Source organism: Aquibium pacificum (assembly GCF_040839445.1).
GTDB lineage: Bacteria > Pseudomonadota > Alphaproteobacteria > Rhizobiales > Rhizobiaceae > Aquibium > Aquibium pacificus.
On record NZ_JBDPGJ010000001.1, the window covers coordinates 1,055,237 to 1,073,685 of the forward strand.

15 protein-coding genes are annotated in these 18,449 nt (G+C 64.3%); 8 read left to right on the plus strand and 7 right to left on the minus strand.

Going from position 1 to position 18,449, the window contains the following annotated elements; translation table 11 throughout:
• The first annotated feature begins 1 nt into the window (after position 1).
• On the plus strand, positions 2-1,243 hold the full coding sequence (locus ABGN05_RS05125; RefSeq protein WP_367952896.1) for an MFS transporter: 1,242 nt from the start codon (positions 2-4) through the stop codon (positions 1,241-1,243).
• A 90-nt stretch (positions 1,244-1,333) separates the two neighbouring features.
• Here the strand turns inward: ABGN05_RS05125 and ABGN05_RS05130 are convergent, their stop codons facing one another.
• Positions 1,334-2,524 carry a cystathionine beta-lyase gene (locus tag ABGN05_RS05130; RefSeq protein WP_367952897.1) on the minus strand — a complete coding sequence of 397 codons (1,191 nt, stop codon included), beginning with the start codon at positions 2,522-2,524 and terminating at the stop codon, positions 1,334-1,336.
• A 392-nt stretch (positions 2,525-2,916) separates the two neighbouring features.
• On the opposite strand from ABGN05_RS05130, the gene ABGN05_RS05135 reads away from it, so the two are divergent.
• Genes ABGN05_RS05135 through ABGN05_RS05155 form a run of 5 tightly spaced genes read left to right on the plus strand, consistent with a single transcriptional unit; the run spans position 2,917 to position 7,951 of the window.
• Complete coding sequence (locus ABGN05_RS05135) at positions 2,917-3,948, plus strand: amino acid ABC transporter substrate-binding protein (RefSeq protein WP_367952898.1); 1,032 nt, start codon at positions 2,917-2,919, stop codon at positions 3,946-3,948.
• 60 nt (positions 3,949-4,008) lie between these two features.
• A complete protein-coding gene (locus ABGN05_RS05140) occupies positions 4,009-5,199 on the plus strand; it encodes an amino acid ABC transporter permease (protein WP_367952899.1) in 1,191 nt (396 codons plus the stop codon).
• 6 nt (positions 5,200-5,205) lie between these two features.
• Complete coding sequence (locus ABGN05_RS05145; RefSeq protein ID WP_367952900.1) at positions 5,206-6,363, plus strand: amino acid ABC transporter permease; 1,158 nt, start codon at positions 5,206-5,208, stop codon at positions 6,361-6,363.
• Positions 6,364-6,409: 46 nt separating this feature from the next.
• On the plus strand, positions 6,410-7,213 hold the full coding sequence (locus ABGN05_RS05150) for an amino acid ABC transporter ATP-binding protein (protein WP_367952901.1): 804 nt from the start codon (positions 6,410-6,412) through the stop codon (positions 7,211-7,213).
• Between the two features lie 36 nt (positions 7,214-7,249).
• The gene (locus tag ABGN05_RS05155; RefSeq protein ID WP_367952902.1) at positions 7,250-7,951 is read left to right on the plus strand and encodes a TIGR02117 family protein; all 702 of its coding nucleotides are present in this window, start codon (positions 7,250-7,252) and stop codon (positions 7,949-7,951) included.
• A 10-nt stretch (positions 7,952-7,961) separates the two neighbouring features.
• Here ABGN05_RS05155 and ABGN05_RS05160 read toward each other — a convergent pair whose 3' ends face one another.
• Complete coding sequence (locus ABGN05_RS05160) at positions 7,962-9,176, minus strand: FAD-dependent monooxygenase (RefSeq protein ID WP_367952903.1); 1,215 nt, start codon at positions 9,174-9,176, stop codon at positions 7,962-7,964.
• 19 nt (positions 9,177-9,195) lie between these two features.
• The gene (locus ABGN05_RS05165) at positions 9,196-9,441 is read right to left on the minus strand and encodes a zinc-finger domain-containing protein (protein WP_367952904.1); all 246 of its coding nucleotides are present in this window, start codon (positions 9,439-9,441) and stop codon (positions 9,196-9,198) included.
• Between the two features lie 226 nt (positions 9,442-9,667).
• On the opposite strand from ABGN05_RS05165, the gene ABGN05_RS05170 reads away from it, so the two are divergent.
• Complete coding sequence (locus ABGN05_RS05170; protein ID WP_367953155.1) at positions 9,668-11,815, plus strand: RNA degradosome polyphosphate kinase; 2,148 nt, start codon at positions 9,668-9,670, stop codon at positions 11,813-11,815.
• Entirely contained in the window at positions 11,815-13,329 is a 1,515-nt protein-coding gene (gene ppx, locus ABGN05_RS05175; protein WP_367952905.1) for an exopolyphosphatase, read from the plus strand. The genes ABGN05_RS05170 and ppx overlap by 1 nt, the downstream gene beginning before the upstream one ends.
• 15 nt (positions 13,330-13,344) lie before the next feature.
• Here ppx and rnd read toward each other — a convergent pair whose 3' ends face one another.
• From rnd to ABGN05_RS05195, 4 genes are all read right to left on the minus strand, one after another.
• Positions 13,345-14,496: a ribonuclease D gene (rnd, locus tag ABGN05_RS05180; protein WP_367952906.1), complete on the minus strand. Its 1,152-nt coding sequence runs from the start codon at positions 14,494-14,496 to the stop codon at positions 13,345-13,347.
• Positions 14,497-14,707: 211 nt separating this feature from the next.
• Entirely contained in the window at positions 14,708-15,664 is a 957-nt protein-coding gene (locus ABGN05_RS05185; RefSeq protein ID WP_367952907.1) for a hypothetical protein, read from the minus strand.
• A gap of 17 nt (positions 15,665-15,681) precedes the next feature.
• Positions 15,682-16,797, minus strand: a complete 1,116-nt coding sequence (locus ABGN05_RS05190) for a DUF8606 domain-containing protein (RefSeq protein WP_367952908.1) — start codon at positions 16,795-16,797, stop codon at positions 15,682-15,684.
• Positions 16,798-17,123: 326 nt separating this feature from the next.
• On the minus strand, positions 17,124-18,392 hold the full coding sequence (locus ABGN05_RS05195) for an MFS transporter (RefSeq protein ID WP_367952909.1): 1,269 nt from the start codon (positions 18,390-18,392) through the stop codon (positions 17,124-17,126).
• Positions 18,393-18,449: the final 57 nt, after the last annotated feature.

Here is an 18,449-nt window from a genome sequence, read left to right on the forward strand (position 1 = left end):
CTTGCCGGGGGAAATCGGCCGCGACGCCGGCCCGGGATACCGCTGGGTTCTGCTCGGCGGCATCTGGCTGGTCTATTTCTGCTTCGGCCTCGTCGCGGCATCGATGGCGCCGCTCATTCCCGTCATCAGCGCCGAACTAGGCATTTCCAACACCGGAATGGGAGCGATCCTCGGCGCGTGGCCGCTGGTCTATATCGGCGCCGCAATCCCGTGCGGCATTCTCCTCGACCGGTTGACGCCGCGCTGGTCGCTTTTGGTCGGCAGCGCCCTCGTCGGCCTTTCGGCGCTTCTGCGCGGACTTGCCTGGGACGAGGTGTCCCTTTTCGCTGCGGTCGGCCTGTTCGGCGTCGGCGGACCGCTGATCTCGGTCGGCGCGCCGAAGCTTACGGCAAAATGGTTCGAGGGGCGCGGCCGCGGAACCGCGATCGGCATCTACACGTCCGGGCCGGCGCTCGGCAGCGCCGCCTCGCTGGCGCTCATGACCAGCGTTCTGATGCCTCTCTTCGACCAGGACTGGCGCATGGTCATGTTCGCCAACGCCGCCATGGCTTTCGGGGCCGGGGCCATCTGGTTCGTGATCGCCAGCCATCCGCTGACCAATCCGGGCACCGTAGCCGGCGGGAGGGCATACCGCGCTTTCGACCTGCGCTCGGCCGGCCGGCTCCTCAGCGCGCCCGCGGTTCAGATCCTGCTGGCGATGGGGGTCGGCATCTTCCTGGTCAATCACGGCATCAACAACTGGCTGCCGGAAATCCTTCGCGCCAAGGGGTTGTCGGCCGACGAGGCGGGAACCTGGGCGTCGCTGACGCAGATCGTCGGCATCGCCGGTTCACTGGTCGTACCGCGCTTCGCAGTCGCCGGGCGGCGGCTGGCGCTGATCGCGCTGATCTTCGTCGGCATGTCGGTCGCCAGCCTTCTCCTCCTGCTGCCGCCCGGGTCGACGCTGGTGGTGTCGCTCGTGCTGCTGGGGATCGCGCGCACCTCGGCCACCGCGATCGTCATGCTGCTCCTGTTCGAACTGCCGGGCATCAAGGGCGAACGGCATGGCCTGCTCGGCGGCATGTTCTTCGTCGCGGCTGAGATCGGCGGCGTTCTCGGCCCGACCGTGATCGGCCTGCTCTCGGACCGGAGCGGCGGATTCTCGAGCTCGCTATGGGCGCTCGCGGCAACCGGTGCCGTCCTGCTTGCCCTTGCAGGACTGCTCCGCCGGACGGGTACCCGCGAGATCAGGTTCGATCGCTGAACAGCGCAGAAAGGTCCGAGCCGCCCGATAGGGGCAGTTGCGTGCAATCGGAGGGAGCGTCACTCTCCGTATGGGTGTCTATCGTCGCGCCTATGCCTCTTGGCCGTCTCCGGCCGCCCGCGCCGCCGCCAGGCCCCGCGCCAGATCCGCCTTGATGTCCGCGACGTCCTCGATCCCGATCTGAAGCCGGATCAACGGCCCTTCGTAATCGTTCTTTGTGACGGTCCGGTCGCGCAGCGAGACGTGAACTGCGAGGCTCTCGTAACCTCCCCAGGAGTAGCCGAGGCCGAACAGTTTCAGGGCATCGAGGAAGGCGTGCGCATTCTTCGTTCCGCCACCGTCGAGCGCGATCGAAAGAGTGCCGCTGGCGCCGGAGAAATCGCGTTTCCAGATCGCATGCCCCGGATCGTTCTCGAGCCCCGGATAGAGCACCCGGGCTACGCCCGGCTGACCTTCCAGCCAGCGCGCGATCTCCAGCGCGCTCTTCTGGTGCCGCTCCAGCCGCACGCCCAGAGTGCGCAGCCCGCGCAGCACCTGATAGACGTCGTCGGGGGCAGGACAGCACCCGAGGGTCAGAAACGTCTCGTGCAACTGTGCCCAACAGCGCTCGTTTGCCGAAACGGTCCCCATGAGCACGTCGGAATGCCCGGCCAGGTACTTGGTCGCCGCATGGATCGAGATGTCGACACCGTGGTCGAGCGGCCGGAAGTGGACGGGCGTCGCCCAGGAATTGTCCATCATGACGACGGCCCCGCGCTCCCGGGCGACCGAAGCGATGGCGGGAATATCCTGCATCTCGAACGTGTTCGAGCCCGGCGACTCGGTGAACACTACCTTGGTGTTCCGCTTCATCAGAGCCGCTATCCCGGCGCCGACGAGAGGGTCGTAGTACTGCACCTCGACGCCGAGCCTCGTGAGCATGGTGTCGGCGAAACGCCTTGTTGGGTGATAGACCGAATCGACAATCAGAACGTGGTCGCCGGCCGAGAGGAACGCCAGCAGCGGGATCGTGACAGCCGCGAGCCCCGACGGAACCACGATCGTTCCGGCCGAGCCTTCCAGCTCGTTGATGGCATCGGCCAGCGCGTCCGTCGTCGGCGTTCCGCGTGTACCGTAGGTGTATTTCTGGTTGCGCGCGGCCATCGTGGCTGCGTCGGGAAACAGCACCGTCGAGGCATGCACGACCGGCGGGTTGACGAAGCCGTGAAACGAACGCGGGTCGTGTCCGGCATGCGCGAGGCGCGTGTTGATACCCGGCTTTGTTTCGCCTTTGCCTTCCATGTCCTGTCCCTGGAAACGTCTTTGCGGCAAGCCATAATGCGGCGGCGAAGCCAGCGCAATATTGGTGCGCGACGGATCAGGTCGGCTCCGAGGCACGATCGAGGGCAGGGGGCTTTGCCCGCGGATCGGGCTTCTCCCGCCGCTTTGATGGGCACCATGGCCGAATCCGTCCAGGCGGGCTCGAAACCGCCGCTCCCGCACGGACTAAGCGGCCGGATTCAGCCATTTACCCTTGACCAATTGGTAATAATCGCCTTCGATGCGCGGACGGGAGCTGCAGGGAGGCGCGCTGAAGAGGTGCGCTGCCGCCGGGGGTTAACGGGGGCTGCGAAAGACTTCCGCGAGGGTAACAATCCGGGGAAAACCCCGGGAACAGAAAAAGGGTTTCAGGTATGAAAACGACGATCTTGACCGGCGTACTCGGCGCAGCGGCCCTCGGGCTCGCCGCATCGGCGGCCTCGGCCGCGACGCTCGACGACGTGAAGGCAAAAGGCTTCGTCCAATGCGGCGTCAACACCGGCCTCGCCGGCTTCGCCTCTCCGAACGACCAGGGCGAGTGGGCCGGGTTCGACGTGGACATCTGCAAGGCAGTCGCTGCGGCAGTCTTCGGCGACGCAACCAAGGTGAAGTATACGCCTACGACCGCCAAGGAGCGTTTCACCGCGCTTCAGTCGGGCGAAATCGACATGCTGTCGCGCAATACGACGTGGACTCTCAGCCGCGACACCGCCCTCGGCTTCAACTTCGCCGGCGTCAACTACTATGACGGCCAGGGCTTCATGATCAACGCCAAGAACCTTCCGGGCGTGAACTCGGCGCTGCAGCTCTCCGGCGCATCGGTCTGCGTGCAGACAGGCACGACCACCGAGCTCAACCTGGCCGACTACTTCCGTGCCAACAACATGGAATACAACCCGGTCGTCTTCGAGAAGCTGGAAGAGGTCAACGCCGCCTATGATTCGGGCCGCTGCGACGTCTACACCACCGACCAGTCCGGCCTCTATTCGATCCGCCTGACGCTCTCCGCGCCCGACGATCACGTCGTGCTGCCCGAGATCATCTCCAAGGAGCCGCTCGGCCCCGCAGTGCGCCAGGGCGACGACCAGTGGTTTGACGTCGTCAAGTGGACGCTCAATGCGATGATCATCGCCGAGGAACTCGGCATCACGCAGGAGAACGTCGAGGAAATGAAGGGTTCCGACAATCCGGAGATCAAGCGCGTTCTCGGCCAGGAGGCCGATTCGACGCTCGCGGAAGGTCTCGGCCTCGACAAGGAATGGGTCGTCAATATCGTGAAGGCCGTCGGCAACTATGGCGAGAGCTTCGAGCGCAACATCGGCTCGGGTTCGCCGCTCAAGATCGCCCGCGGCCTGAACCAGCTCTGGACCAAGGGCGGCATCATGTACGCGCCGCCGATCCGCTGAGGAAAGTCACCGGACCCGGGAGGCGCAATCCGCCTCCCGGAGCCTTCTGAAAGGTATCCGATGGCTTCCCAGGAAACGCTTGGCGACCACGGTTCAGCCCGTTCGTCGCTCCTCTACGATCCCAAGGTACGATCCGTCGTATTCCAGGTGGTGGTCTTCGTCGGCCTCCTCGTCTTCGTCGCCTGGATCGTCGGCAACACCATAGACAACCTGCGGCGGGCGAACATCTCGTCCGGCTACGGCTTCCTCAACAGCCGCGCGGGCTTCGACATCGCCGTCTCGCTGATCCCGTTCACTCCGGATTCGACGTTCGGCCGCGCGCTGGTCACCGGTCTCCTCAACACGTTGGTGGTGGCGTTCGTCGGCATACTCACGGCCACCATCGTCGGCTTCCTGATCGGCATCGGAAGACTCTCGAAAAACTGGCTGATTTCGCGGATCTGCACCGTCTATGTCGAGGTTTTCCGCAACATCCCGCCGCTGCTCGTCATCTTCTTCTGGTATCTCGGCGTCCTGTCGGTCCTTCCGCTGCCGCGCGATTCCATCGAATTGCCGCTCTACAGCTTCCTCAACAGCCGCGGCTTCTTCTTCCCGCGGGCGATCTGGGGCGAAGGCGCCTGGCTCATTCCGCTGGCGCTGGTGCTGGGGATCGCCATGTCCTGGTTTGTCGCCCGGCGCGCCCATGCGCGGCAAATGGCGACGGGACAGACCTTTCCGGTCTTCTGGACGTCCGTCGGGCTCATCCTGGGGCTGCCGATCCTCGCCTTTCTCGTGATGGGAGCTCCCCTCTCGTTCGAGTATCCGGTGCTCGGAACGTTCAACCTCAACGGCGGCTGGACGGTCAAGCCGGAATTCCTGTCGCTCTACCTGGCTCTCTCCTTCTACACCGCCTCCTTCATCGCGGAGATCGTGCGCGCGGGCATTCTGGGCGTCGCGCACGGCCAGTCGGAAGCCTCCTTCGCGCTCGGACTGCGACCCGGGCAGGCGCTGCGGCTGGTGATCGTGCCGCAGGCCATGCGCATCGTGATCCCGCCGCTCACCAGCCAGTACCTCAACCTGACCAAGAACTCCTCGCTGGCCGTCGCCATCGGCTATCCGGATCTCGTCGCCATTGGTGGCACGATCCTCAACCAGACGGGTCAGTCGATCGAGGTCGTGGCGATCTGGATGGTGGTCTATCTGGGGCTCAGTCTGACCACGTCGGTGTTCATGAACTGGTTCAATTCCCGAATGGCGCTGGTGGAGCGGTAGACGAGCATGCAGGAGCACGATCTCTCGTTCGTTCGCGCCGAAATGATCGCGAACCAGCCTCCGCCGATCAGCGAGAGGGGGCTGGTGCGCTGGATGCGCACCAATCTCGTGTCGACCCCGGCCGACATCGTCCTGACGATCATCGGGCTCGTCATCGTCGCGCTGGTCGTTCCGCCGCTGATCGACTGGGCCTTCATCAGCGCCCAGTGGACCGGAGCGGACCGTTCCGTCTGCGCCACGGTGGCGCAGGGCGGCGTGCAGCCCGAGGGCTGGTCCGGTGCCTGCTGGGCCTTTGTCGGCGCGAAGTTCGAGCAGTTCATGTTCGGACGCTACCCGATCGACGAACGCTGGCGCGTCCTTCTGGTGGCGGCGATCTTCGTGGCCCTGCTGATCCCCCTCTTGATGCCAAGCGCTCCGCGCAAGGGCCTGAACGCCATCCTGTTCTTCTTCGTCTTCCCGGTCGTGGCCTTCTTCCTGCTCGTCGGCGGCTGGTTCGGGCTGGAATACGTCGAGACCTCGGTCTGGGGCGGGCTGCTGGTGACGCTGGTGCTCTCCTTCGTCGGCATCGCGGTCTCCCTGCCGTTCGGTATCGTGCTGGCGCTGGGGCGGCGATCGAAGATGCCGGTGGTGAAGATGCTGTGCGTCATCTTCATCGAGGCGGTGCGCGGCGTTCCGCTGGTCACCGTGCTGTTCATGGCGAGCGTCATGTTCCCGCTCTTCCTTCCGGCCGGCGTCAATTTCGACAAGTTCCTGCGCGCGCTCGTCGGGGTATCGCTGTTTGCATCCGCCTATATGGCGGAGGTGATCCGCGGCGGTCTTCAGGCGATCCCGAAGGGCCAGTACGAGGGCGCGGATTCGCTCGGCCTCGGCTACTGGCAGAAGATGTACCTGATCGTGTTGCCGCAGGCGATCAAGCTCGTCATCCCCGGTATCGTGAACACCTTCATTGGTCTCTTCAAGGATACGAGCCTTGTGTCGATCATCGGCATGTTCGACCTGCTCGGCATCGTTCGGCAGAACTTCTCGGACGCCGCCTGGGCCTCGCCGCAGACGCCGATGACGGGGCTGGTCTTCGCCGGCTTCATCTTCTGGCTTTTCTGCTTCGGCATGTCCCGCTACTCGATCTTCATGGAAAGGCTGCTGGACACCGGCCACAAACGATAGACAATTCCCGTCAACAGCCATGGAACAACGATAAAGGGGAACCTCGATGGCTATGCACAATGCGGCTCCGGCCGACGACACGGCTGTCAAACGCACCAAGATGGAGGTCTCCGACACGGACGTCGCCGTCGAGATCGTCGGCATGCACAAGTGGTACGGAGACTTTCACGTCCTGAAGGACATCAACCTGAAGGTCATGCGCGGCGAGCGCATCGTCATCGCCGGTCCCTCGGGATCGGGCAAGTCGACGATGATCCGCTGCATCAACCGGCTGGAAGAGCATCAGAAGGGCAGGATCATCGTCGATGGAATCGAGCTCACCAACGATCTGAAGAAGATCGACGAGGTGCGCCGCGAGGTCGGCATGGTGTTCCAGCACTTCAACCTGTTCCCCCACCTGACCATCCTGGAGAACTGCACGCTGGCGCCGATCTGGGTCCGCAAGCTTCCCAAGAAGCAGGCGGACGAGATCGCCATGCACTTCCTCACCCGCGTCAAGATCCCCGAGCAGGCCGGCAAGTATCCGGGCCAGCTGTCGGGCGGCCAACAGCAGCGCGTGGCGATCGCCCGGTCGCTCTGCATGAACCCGCGCATAATGCTCTTCGACGAGCCGACCTCCGCGCTCGATCCCGAGATGATCAAGGAAGTGCTCGACACGATGGTCGGGCTCGCGGAAGAGGGCATGACCATGCTGTGCGTCACCCACGAGATGGGCTTCGCGCGGCAGGTTGCGAACCGCGTGATCTTCATGGACATGGGCCAGATCGTCGAGCAGAACACGCCGGCCGAGTTCTTCGACAACCCGCAGCACGAGCGCACCAAGCTGTTCCTGAGCCAGATCCTGCACTGAGCCCGGGCCGGCGCCGGAACCGCCCGGATGCGGCGCATGCGCCGGCCGCTTCGTCTCGCCCTCTTCGTCGTCGCGGCGGCGTTCGTCGCGGTCGCGGCCGGCATCCTCGTTCCCCGCCCGCTCCTGTCGCCGACACGGGCAATAGAGGAGGATACGCCGCTCCGGACCGTGCTTCTATTGTCGAATCCAATACACACGGACATCGCGTTGCCAGCCGATCCGGACGTCGTGGCGCGGTTCGCGGCGATGGCGGCGGACGGACTGCCGATCGACGCGCCCGGTGCGCGATGGCTGGTGCTCGGCTGGGGCGGGCGGTCCTTCTATGTTGAAACCCCGAGCTGGGCTGACCTGAAGCCTATGCCGGTGCTGCGCGCCTTCACGCTCGACAGTTCAGTCATGCATGTCGCGGTCATGGGCGACATCTCGCTCGCACATCCCGCGGTGACCGTTCTCGACCTCGATCAGCCTTCCTTCGAGGCTCTGCTCGATTTCACGGTCGGGAGTTTCGACACCGGTGCAGGCGGCCTGCGCGTCGCGGCGCCCGGCTATGGCGACGACGATCTCTTCTACGAGGCCCGCGGCTGGTTCAACGCGCTTGCGGGCTGCAATGTGTGGACGGCGTCGGCCTTGCGAGCCGCCGGCATCCGAACCGGACTGTGGACCCCGTTGCCGGTCTTCCTGGAATGGTCGCTCGCCTTGCACGTGGGCGTTCAGCCCAGCACCGGAGATCCGGACTGACGCCTGCCCGTCAATCCTTCGCCGTCGTGCGATCCCAGCCGTAGAGCCAGTCGAAGTCGGCGGCGAGCCGCTCCGGCGTTCGCATGGCAAGCACGAGATTGCGTCCGATGGCGATCGGTCCCGCCGCGTGCCAGGCGAAGCGATTGAACGCGCCGCGCCGCGCCACCCGAGCGATCCTCGGCCTGCGCTGCCGCTCATAGGCGGCAAGCGCTGCGGGCAGGTCGTCGCCGTGCCGGTCCACCAGCCCCGCAATCACCGCCGCGTCCTCGATCGCCATGGCCGCGCCCTGCGCGGCAAACGGCGTCATGGCGTGCGCGGCGTCGCCGATCAGCGCAATGCCGCGTTCGCTGATCCAGGGGCCGCGCGGGTCGACGACATGAAGCGGCCATCTGGTCCAGCTTCCCGCACCTTCGGCCAGCTTCGCGAGACCCGGCGCGACCGCAAGATCCCGGGCGAGTTCGCCGCTGTCCGCCCCGGCTGACCATGACGGCGCGATGCGTGTGCCCTTCGTGATCGCGACGAGATTGACGGCCGCTCCGCCGCGGATCGGATATGCCACCATGTGGAAGCGGGGATGCAAATAGGCGGTGACGACGTCTCCGGCGATCATCCCTTCGGAAAAGCCGTGCGGCTCCCCGCGCCGGATCGTGGTGCGCCATGCGGTGAGACCGGTGAACGACTGCCGGGCACCCTCATCGCCGCGCAGGGTCGACCAGACGCCGTCCGCTCCCACCACCAGGTCCCCCGACGCCTCCAGTATCCGCCCGCCCTCGTCGATGGACAGCGTCGCTCCCTTCGAATGAATGGCGAGGTCGCGCACATGTGCGCCGGTGATCAGTTCCACGCCGCTCTCGCGCCGCAGCCGCGACACGAGCGCGCTCTGGAGGTCGGCCCGGTGGACGGTCAGATAGGGCGCGCCCCAGCGCTTCTCGGCGAAATTTCCGAGCGGGACCCGCGCGATCTCCTTGAGGCCATATGCGTCGCGCAGGACGATCGCCTCGGGTCGCGCCGAGGCAGGGCGGACGAGTTCGAGCACGCCGAGTTCGTCGAGGATCTTCGTCGCGTTGGGCGAGAGCTGCAGGCCGGCCCCGACCTCCTCCAGCCGCGGCGCCTTCTCGAAGACGCGCACCGAATGCCCGCGCGCCGCGAAGGCGATCGCCGACGTCAGGCCGGCCATTCCGGCTCCGGCGATGAGGATGGTCTTCGGGCGGCTCTCCGCCGTCACGCGGGAATTCTCTGCCGCGTCAGGCCGCGCGCGTCAGGTAGAGGCATCCCTCGGGCCGTGTCTCGCTGGCCTTGAGCGAGGCGTCCCAGCGATAGAGGGTCGAGCAATAGGGGCACACGATCTCGCTGTCGTCGCCCATGTCGAGGAAGACATGCGGATGGTCGAAGGGCTCGGTCGCGCCCGTGCACATGAATTCCTTGACGCCGATGTCGATGGAATGATGTCCGGCGTCGTTCTGGAAATGCGGGATCGTGTACCCGGCCATCGTCGTCTCCTGCGGGGATGGTGATCTTGGTGACGCGCCCCAGCGTTTGTATCATTATCGGCCTGTTTGCAAGTCCGTGCTATCTGTTGTCACACTGTGCCGCTACTGCGGTTCGGCACGGGTCTTCACCGCCACCCGCAGGCGCCGCAAGGAGCAAGGCATCGACATGAATCTATTCACGCCGGCACCCAGCGAGTTCCAGCGCGAGGTCCCGACCGGCCCCGAGATGGCCGAGGGCAACCCCGACCGTTTCGTCAATCGCGAGTTCTCGTGGCTCCAGTTCAACCGCCGCGTCCTGGAAGAATCGCAGAACCCGAACCATCCGCTGCTCGAGCGCGTCCGCTTCTTGTCGATCTCGGCCGCCAATCTGGACGAGTTCTTCATGGTGCGCGTCGCGGGCCTGGCGGGCCAGGTGCGGGAAAACATCTCGACGCTGAGCGCCGACGGGCGCACGCCCGAGCAGCAGCTCGAACAGCTCTTGCGGGAGGTCGCCCGTCTTCAGGAAGACCAGCAGGCGAGCTTTTCCGCGTTGCTGAGGCTGCTCGATGGCGAAGGCGTCGGTCTGGTTCGCGGCGACGGGCTCACCGATGCCGAGCGCGGCTGGCTCGAGGAACACTTCAACGACGCGATCTATCCCGTGATGACGCCGCTTTCGATCGACCCGGCGCATCCCTTCCCGTTCATCCCCAATCTCGGTTTCTCGATCGCGCTCGACCTGCGCAACCTCCGGAGCGGCGAGCACATGACGGCGCTGCTCAGGCTGCCGGTCGCGCTGAAGCGCTTCGTCCGGCTTCCCGACGGCGACCGCTCCATCCGCTTCATTTCACTGGAGGACGTGGTCGGCCTTCACGTCGACAAGCTCTTTCCCGGCTACGAGGTGAAGGGGACGGGGACATTCCGTATCATCCGCGATAGCGATATCGAAATCGAGGAAGAGGCCGAGGATCTCGTGCGCTTCTTCGAGACCGCGCTGAAGCGGCGCCGGCGCGGGTCCGTGATCCGCATCGAGTTCGACCGCGACATTCCGGACCCGCTGCGCACCTTCGTCGCCGGCGAACTCGGCGTCTCGGCCACACGCGTGAGCCTCTTGAACAGCCCCCTGGCGCTGAACCAGATTTCGGAGATCGTCGCCATTCCGCGCGACGACCTGAAGTTCAAGCCCTACAATCCGCGCTTTCCCGAGCGTATCCGCGACCATGGCGGCGACTGCTTCGCGTCCATCCGGGAAAAGGACATCGTCGTCCACCACCCTTACGAATCCTTCGACGTCGTCGTCCAGTTCCTGCGCCAGGCGGCCGCAGACCCCGAAGTGGTGGCGATCAAGCAGACGCTCTACCGGACCTCGAACGACAGCCCGATCGTGCGCGCCCTGATCGACGCCGCCGAGACCGGCAAATCGGTCACCGCGCTCGTGGAACTGAAGGCGCGTTTCGACGAGGAAGCCAACATCCGCTGGGCGCGCGATCTCGAACGCGCCGGCGTGCAGGTGGTCTTCGGCTTCATGGAACTGAAGACGCATTCCAAGCTCTCCCTGGTCGTGCGCAGGGAGGAGGGGCGTCTGCGGAGCTACGTCCATGTCGGGACCGGCAACTACCACCCGATCACGGCGCGCATCTACACCGACCTGTCCTACTTCACGACCGATCCGGCGATCGCGCAGGACGTGACGCGCATCTTCAACTTCATCACCGGATATGCCGAGCCGGCCGAGAAGATGCGCATCGCCGTCTCGCCCTTCACGCTGCGCCAGCGCATCCTGAAGCACATCAACGACGAGACGGGTCACGCCAGGGCCGGCCGGCCGGCGCAGATCTGGATGAAGATGAACGCGCTCGTCGATCCGATGGTGATCGACGCCCTCTACGAGGCCAGCAGCGCCGGCGTGGAGATCGACCTCGTCATCCGCGGCATCTGCTGCCTGCGCCCGCAGGTGCCGGGGCTGTCGGAAAATATCAGGGTCAAGTCGATCATCGGGCGGTTCCTCGAGCACAGCCGGGTCTTCTGCTTCGGCAATGGCCATGGGCTGCCTTCGGACGAGGCGCTCGTCTACATCGGTTCGGCCGACATGATGCCGCGCAATCTGGACCGAAGGGTCGAGACGCTGGTGCCGATCACGAACCAGACTGTGCATGAACAGGTGCTCGACCAGATCATGCTCGGAAACATCATGGACAACCAGCAGAGTTTCGAAGTACTGCCCGACGGCACCTCGCGCCGCATGACGCCGGAGGATGGCGAGGAACCTTTCAACGCGCAGGAATATTTCATGACCAATCCAAGCCTTTCAGGACGAGGAATGGCTCTGAAATCCAACGCGCCCAAGCGCATCGTCCGCCATGGCCGGCGCAAGAAAGCGAAAGCTGTCGCTTCCTGATGATTGCACATTCCCAGGGCCGGCTGCAGAACCGCCGTCCCCTGTCGATCATAGACATCGGATCGAACTCGGTCCGCCTCGTGGTCTACGAGGGCATCGCCCGCGCGCCCACCGTCCTGTTCAACGAGAAGATGCTGGCCGGCCTCGGCAAGGGCATCGTCTCGACCGGCCGGCTCGATCCCGACGCCGTCCGCCGGGCGGTGGACGAGTTCCGCCGCTTTCGCGCGCTGTCGGAACAGGCGGGCGCCGAAGAGCTTCATGTGATCGCGACCGCCGCGGCGCGCGAGGCCGAGAACGGTCCCGACTTCATCCGTCGCGCCGAGGATATTCTCGGCACGAAGATCAGGATCCTCTCCGGCCGGGAGGAAGCCCATTATTCCGCGCTCGGGGTGATCTCCGGTTTCCACCCGGCCGACGGCATCGCGGGCGATCTCGGCGGCGGCAGCCTGGAACTCGTGGACGTTCGTGGCGAGGAGATCGGCGACGGGATTACGCTGCCGCTCGGCGGCCTTCGCCTGCAGGACATGTCGAAGGGTTCCGTGGCCGCGGCCGGGCGCATCGCCAGGCGCGAACTGGCGCGGGCATCGCTGCTGAAGAACGGTGCGGGCCGCAACTTCTACTGCGTCGGTGGCACGTGGCGTAACCTCGCCAGGCTGCACATGAACGCGACGGATTACCCGTTGCATGTCATGCACCACTACGAGATGGACGTCGCTGCTTCCGCCACCTTCCTCAAGCGCGTCGCGCGCGGCGACATCGAGAAGCTGAAGGGCATCGACCGGGTCTCGAAAAACCGCCGCGGCCTTCTCGCCTACGGCGCGACCGTGCTGAACCACATCGTCACGCTGATGAAGCCCGGCAAGATCGTCATATCCGCGCTGGGCGTGCGCGAGGGCTATCTCTTCTCGCTGCTTAAGGAGGCGGAGAAGGCCAAGGATCCGCTCATCTCCGCGGCCGACGAACTGGCGGTCCTGCGCGCGCGCTCGGCCACGCATGCGCGCGAACTGGCGGAATGGACGGGTTCGGCCTTCGCCGCCTTCGGCATGGACGAGACGGAGGACGAGGCCCGCTACCGCCGCGCCGCCTGCCTCATGGCCGACATCGGCTGGCGCGCGCATCCCGACTATCGCGGGATCCAGTCGCTCAACATCATCGCCCATGGCGCCTTTTTCGGCATCGATCATCCCGGGCGTGCCTATATCGCGCTGGCCAACCTTTACCGGCACGAGGGGCTGTTCGACGATGCCGCCGCGCCGCAGATCCGCGCGCTCGCCACGCAGCGCTACCTCGACCGCGCGCGCCTGCTCGGCGGCATCCTGCGCGTCATCTACCTCTTTTCGGCTTCGATGCCCGGCGTCATTCCCCGATTGAAATGGGAGATCAACGACCGCGGCGGCATCACGCTCGTCGTGCCGAAGTCCCACGCCGACCTGATGGGCGAGCGGCCGGAGGGACGGCTCCAGCAACTCGCGAGACTGACCGGCAAGACGCTCGACATGCGCGTCGGCGACTGAGCGGCCGGTCGTGCCTCAGGGCTCGAAGACGGCCACGCGCCGCTTTTCGAACCGCAGCGCCAGTCCGCCGCCCACGAGCTTGAGCGCCTTGTCGCCGAAGACCTCGCGCCGCCAGCCATGCAGCGCCGGCACGTCGGCGTCCTCGCCCTCGGCCGCGATCTTCTCGATGTCGTCGCTCGATGCCAGCATCTTGGCGGCGACGTTGTGGTCCTCGGCAACGAGCTTCAGCAGGACCTTGAGAAGCTCCGCCGCCGCCGCCGATCCTTCCGGCGCATGGCTCTGCTTGGGCAGCTTGGGCAATTCATTGCTCGGGATCGCCAGCGCCGCGTTGACCGCCGCCAGGAGCCCGGCCGCCGCGGAGGAACGCTCCCAGCCCTTGGGAATGCCCCTCAACCGTGACAGTGCGGCGGCGTCGCGCGGCTGCTGCTGGGCGACTTCGTAGATTGCGTCGTCCTTGATGACGCGCCCGCGCGGCACGTTGCGTTCGCGTGCCTCCAGTTCGCGCCACGTCGCCACCGACTGGAGCACAGCCAGTTCCAGCGGCTTGCGCATGCGCATCTTCAGCCGCTTCCAGGCGTCTTCCGGATGGGGATCGTAGGTCCGGTGCGCGGTGAGGATCTCCATCTCCTCTTTCAGCCAGTGCGCGCGGCCCTCGTTGTCGATCTCGCCCTGCAGGTTCTGGTAGATGTCGATCAGGAAGGTCACGTCCGCCAGCGCATAGGTCAGCTGCTTCTCCGACAGCGGCCGGTGGCGCCAGTCGGTGAAGCGCGAGGACTTGTCGATCTGCCCGCCGGTGATCTTCTGCACAAGCTGCTCGTAGGACACGCTGTCGCCGAAGCCGCAGACCATCGCCGCCACCTGCGTGTCGAACACCGGGTGCGGGATCAGCCCGCCGCGATGGAAGATGATCTCGATGTCCTGCCGCGCGGCATGGAAGACCTTGGTCACCCGCTCGTTGGCCATCAGCTGGAAGAACGGGGCGAGGTCCATGCCCGGCGCCAGCGGATCGACCAGCGCCGTGACCCCCGGCGCCGCCATCTGGATGAGGCACAGCTCCGGCCAGAACGTCGTCTCCCGGATGAATTCGGTATCGACGGTGACGAAGTGGGATCTGGAGAGTTCGGCGATGACGGCGGCAAGCTCGTCGGGGGAGGTGATCAGGTGCATGCGTGGTTTTTAGGATATCGAAGGCGAAGAGTCTTCATCTTGTGACGGGAATCTGACGGGGAGGGCGGGGACGGAGACGGGAAGGGGGGTGGCTTGCGGACAGTCTGCTTCCGGATCAGCCGACAAGCAAAGCAGACGTTCGACGACTGGATTAATTGGGGCCGACAGCAGTCAGCTAGCTTTGGCGTGCTTATGTGGATAGCTGCCTGACTTAGCCATCGATGTCGACACCTTCGTCAAAGCGACGAAGCCAACTGTCGCCAGCTCTGACCATCAACCCATCTGGGCGATACCCCTCAGCCGCCATTTCCTCTCGGCGCTCCTCTGCTACCCTCTGCGCCTCTCCCCATGCCTCATTGGCTAGGTGACTCGCGACGACTGGATGCAAAGCAACTTTGATGTCCAACTCCGGCAGAAAAGCTGAGAAAACCGCGCTATCAGCACCGGATCCATCAGAGAGGGCGGAGTTGATCGCCTGCCAGGCCGGAAAATAGTAGGCGCGCCAAGCATTCTCATTGAACGGCACGCGTATCTCTCGTTTTTCGTCCGGAGAGGGATCGACCCAGTAAAATTGAACGGCATCATTCTTAAAGAAGGTGATAGCGCCAACATGCAGACTACATGAAATGCCGTTGATACTGACGAGCCTTTCGGCCTGCTGCTTTGCTTTTGCTTTCGCGCCGTTGTTGGGAGGACTTGCGCGACCTTTGCTCTCAAACGCGTGCCAGATGTTGGCACCCAGCTCTTTGCCGACGAGATCAGGTCTAGACCTTCCCCGCAGCACAGGGTCCAACTGAGGCCGGAAAACATCGAGGTGTATCAGCCATGGAGTGTTCAAGCGCTTCGCAGCCATTGCCTTGCAGAATGTCATACCTAGGAAATAACTCACCGCTCCCTTTTCGGTCGGGTCCAGCGTCTTGAGCGCAGCCGTTCGCCAGAAGCGTGTTCCGCCCACCCCGCGTTGCTCAAGCGCCATCCTGATCAGGGACCACCGGAAAATGGCCTCGTACATTGAGGGCACCCCATGCTGAACAACAGCATGTCGATTCGGTCGCCCAACAGTGATGGCTGCCCACAAGACCTCGTCCCAGGTCAAAGTCGGTTCAGACCATCCGTTGATCGCCGACCCATAGGGAAAGTCCTCGGTCTCACAGATCACTTTAGGCACGCCTTGCTCCCGGTCGATTATTGTTGATTGACGCCGCGTGACCCTAATGGGGTCCCGTCAAAATCTGGGAACCGCTGCTTCAACACCTCAACCGTGTGACGCCACTTGGGTGTCTTTGGTTGGCAGACGGTGTTCTGATTGCCGAAGAGACCAATATCATTCACCGCATGATGCTTGGAAACGGCCTGCGTCCATTCCACAGGGACAAAGTATTCTGAGCGCTCTGGGTCATTGGCTAACTCTCGGTGGTAATTGCCACCCATGGCAACCTCCAAGACCGGACGTTCTCCATCGGCGGTCTGAACCTTGAAATTGGCCGCAGCCTCTGGCGGTCCGAGCACTCGACCAACGCCTACAAATCCAGAGCCAGGTATTTTCACCCAAACGCGGTCATTGGGGGAAAGTAAGTTCAGCGTGCGGCTGTACCACGGCCCGCCACCGGCAGAAATGAAGCCGTACTTGACCGCGTCCTCCCACGACCGCGAGTTGCCTTCGCCAAATGAGACATAGAACTCACCATTCCAAGGCTCTTTAGGCCCAGCCGTCTTCACGGCAGCACTCGTCTGAGTCTCTACCGGATCAATCAGCCAGGCCCTACTGAGAAGTTGTTGCTCACCGAGTTGGAAGACCTGAAAGCAGAGCACGTTGATGGCAATGCCACGCGCGTTGAGATAGCCCACGATCCTCTCGCTGCTCTCATCGAGGGATCCTGCCACGACAATGATCTGGTGGCTGTCGTTGAGCGTTTCTTCGTCGAGTGTCTGCCCGAACCGGTCTTGGAAGTCGTCCTCCAGTCGTCGACCTGGGGCGAAGCGCGCATAGATAGCGGCAATGTCTTCGCTGGCCAGACCCTCCACCCAGCAGGCGTAGTCGAGCGCCTGGGCTACTACCTCGCGCGGCGTGCGGTCCCGCTTCATCTCGATGAGGATGAGCGCTCCGTCTGGAGCGATTGCGAGAAGGTCGATGCGGCCACTGAAGCAGTTGATTTGTCGGCCAATGAGCATCCACTCGTCCGATAGAATTTCTGGCGCGGCTACGATCATGTCCTCGAAGATCTGCTCGGTAGATAGCGACGCAATCGACAACGCTTGGGGCTGCGCTCCCACTTTCCAGATAGCGTGTTTTATTGCCATGCTAGACCTACCCTTTCTTGATCTCGTTCATAAGTAACAATTCGGAGAACCTCTCCATGGCCTGTCTGGAATTGACTCGATGTACACTCCAATGATTGCCCAACTCCAAAAGTACGAGTTCAACTTCGGCCTTCGTCTGAGCAAGCCTATCTTTCAACCGTGAGACTATTAAGACTCGGATATTAACGTCCTAGCAAATGGTTCACGCTAGTCTGGTCGATAGGTGGCGACGTAGCAACGTCAGGTATTGGAAATTCAAGCTGCCAAAGCAAATGGCCGCAACGGGGTAGTTGCCTGCCGGCCCGGTTAACGCCACACCCCCACCTTTAGCCCCCATCCCCCCGCAAATCCCCCGCGTCCTTCGTCCCCCGCCGTTCCCCGCCCCGCCTTGCAAGCCGAGAAAACACCGTCGAGGTCCGCAACAGCGCCGTGAACCGCCCGCGCCGTGCCGCGGGCACCCCGCCCCGTGCGCCCATGCGGTAGAGGATGAAGCCGATGAAGACGACGTAGACGGCGGCGGAGAAGACGAACAGATAGCGCGGCCCGAGCGCTTGCATCGCGGCCGACGCCGCGATCGGGCCGCCGATCGCGCCGAAGGAATAAAAGAGCATCAGCGCCGCGTTCACGAGCACGAACTCGCCCTTTCCGGCGCGGTCGTTGGCATGTGCGGCGGACAGCGAGAACAGCGGCATGGCGAAGGAGCCGAAGACGAACACCAGCGCGAAGTTCATGAGCCGGTCGGTCCCGGCCACCGTCGCGATGGCGAGTGCGGCGCCCAGCGAGGCGGCGGTGGTCAGGAGCAGCACCTTGCGCCGGTCCCAGCGGTCGGAGAGGTATCCGAGCGGATACTGGATGATGGCGCCGCCGATGATGCCGGCGCTGACGAAGATGACGATGTCGGCGACCGACATGCCGATCGCCTCGGCATAGACGGGCGACAGCGTTCGGAACGCGCTGTTGGTGACGCCGACCGCGATGCAGCCGATGCAGCCGAGCGGCGAGATCCGCCAGACGCGCCCGAGATCGAGCCTGACGTCCTCCGGCGGCGTCGGGTTCGAGCGGTCGCCGAGCGAGACCGGCACCAGCGACAGCGTGATCATGATCGACATCACCGCGAAGATGGCGAAGCCGTCCGCACCGATGGCCGGAATGAGGAACTGCGCGCCCGTCACCGAGCCGATGTCGATGATGCGGTAGAGCGCCAGCACGCGCGCCCGGCTCTCGTTGGAGACGCCGGAATTGAGCCAGCTCTCCATGATCGTGAAGAGGCCGGCGAAGCAGAAGCCGCTGGCAAAACGGATCGCCGACCACACGAGCGGATCGATCAAAAGCACCAGGAGCAGCGTGCCCACCGAGGCGATGGCGGCGAGCGCCGCGAAGGCCCGCACATGCCCCACGGCTTTCAGGATGCGGGTGACGGCCAGGCAGCCGAGCAGGAAGCCGCCGAAATAGGACGTCCCCATCAGACCGATCGTCGACGGCTCGAACCCCTCCTGCGCGCCGCGCAGCGCGATCAGGGTGCCTTGCAGGCCGTTGCCGCCAAGCAGGATGCCGGCGGCGATGAGGAGCGGGATCAGCGGCCGGATGGCGGACATCGAAACTTTGCATGCTGAAGCGAATGGGGTGCGAATGAGGGACCGCGCCGCCACAGG

What these genes read in the sequence shown, in the direction of transcription:
- ppx (WP_367952905.1), top strand. Translation starts at nt 11,815, where the DNA reads ATGATTGCACATTCCCAGGGCCGGCTGCAGAACCGCCGTCCCCTGTCG.
- ABGN05_RS05165 (WP_367952904.1), bottom strand. Translation starts at nt 9,441, where the DNA reads ATGGCCGGGTACACGATCCCGCATTTCCAGAACGACGCCGGACATCAT.
- ABGN05_RS05190 (WP_367952908.1), bottom strand. Translation starts at nt 16,797, where the DNA reads ATGGCAATAAAACACGCTATCTGGAAAGTGGGAGCGCAGCCCCAAGCG.
- rnd (WP_367952906.1), bottom strand. Translation starts at nt 14,496, where the DNA reads ATGCACCTGATCACCTCCCCCGACGAGCTTGCCGCCGTCATCGCCGAA.
- ABGN05_RS05170 (WP_367953155.1), top strand. Translation starts at nt 9,668, where the DNA reads ATGGCCGAGGGCAACCCCGACCGTTTCGTCAATCGCGAGTTCTCGTGG.
- ABGN05_RS05150 (WP_367952901.1), top strand. Translation starts at nt 6,410, where the DNA reads ATGGCTATGCACAATGCGGCTCCGGCCGACGACACGGCTGTCAAACGC.
- ABGN05_RS05145 (WP_367952900.1), top strand. Translation starts at nt 5,206, where the DNA reads ATGCAGGAGCACGATCTCTCGTTCGTTCGCGCCGAAATGATCGCGAAC.
- ABGN05_RS05140 (WP_367952899.1), top strand. Translation starts at nt 4,009, where the DNA reads ATGGCTTCCCAGGAAACGCTTGGCGACCACGGTTCAGCCCGTTCGTCG.
- ABGN05_RS05195 (WP_367952909.1), bottom strand. Translation starts at nt 18,392, where the DNA reads ATGTCCGCCATCCGGCCGCTGATCCCGCTCCTCATCGCCGCCGGCATC.
- ABGN05_RS05155 (WP_367952902.1), top strand. Translation starts at nt 7,250, where the DNA reads ATGCGCCGGCCGCTTCGTCTCGCCCTCTTCGTCGTCGCGGCGGCGTTC.
- ABGN05_RS05130 (WP_367952897.1), bottom strand. Translation starts at nt 2,524, where the DNA reads ATGGAAGGCAAAGGCGAAACAAAGCCGGGTATCAACACGCGCCTCGCG.
- ABGN05_RS05135 (WP_367952898.1), top strand. Translation starts at nt 2,917, where the DNA reads ATGAAAACGACGATCTTGACCGGCGTACTCGGCGCAGCGGCCCTCGGG.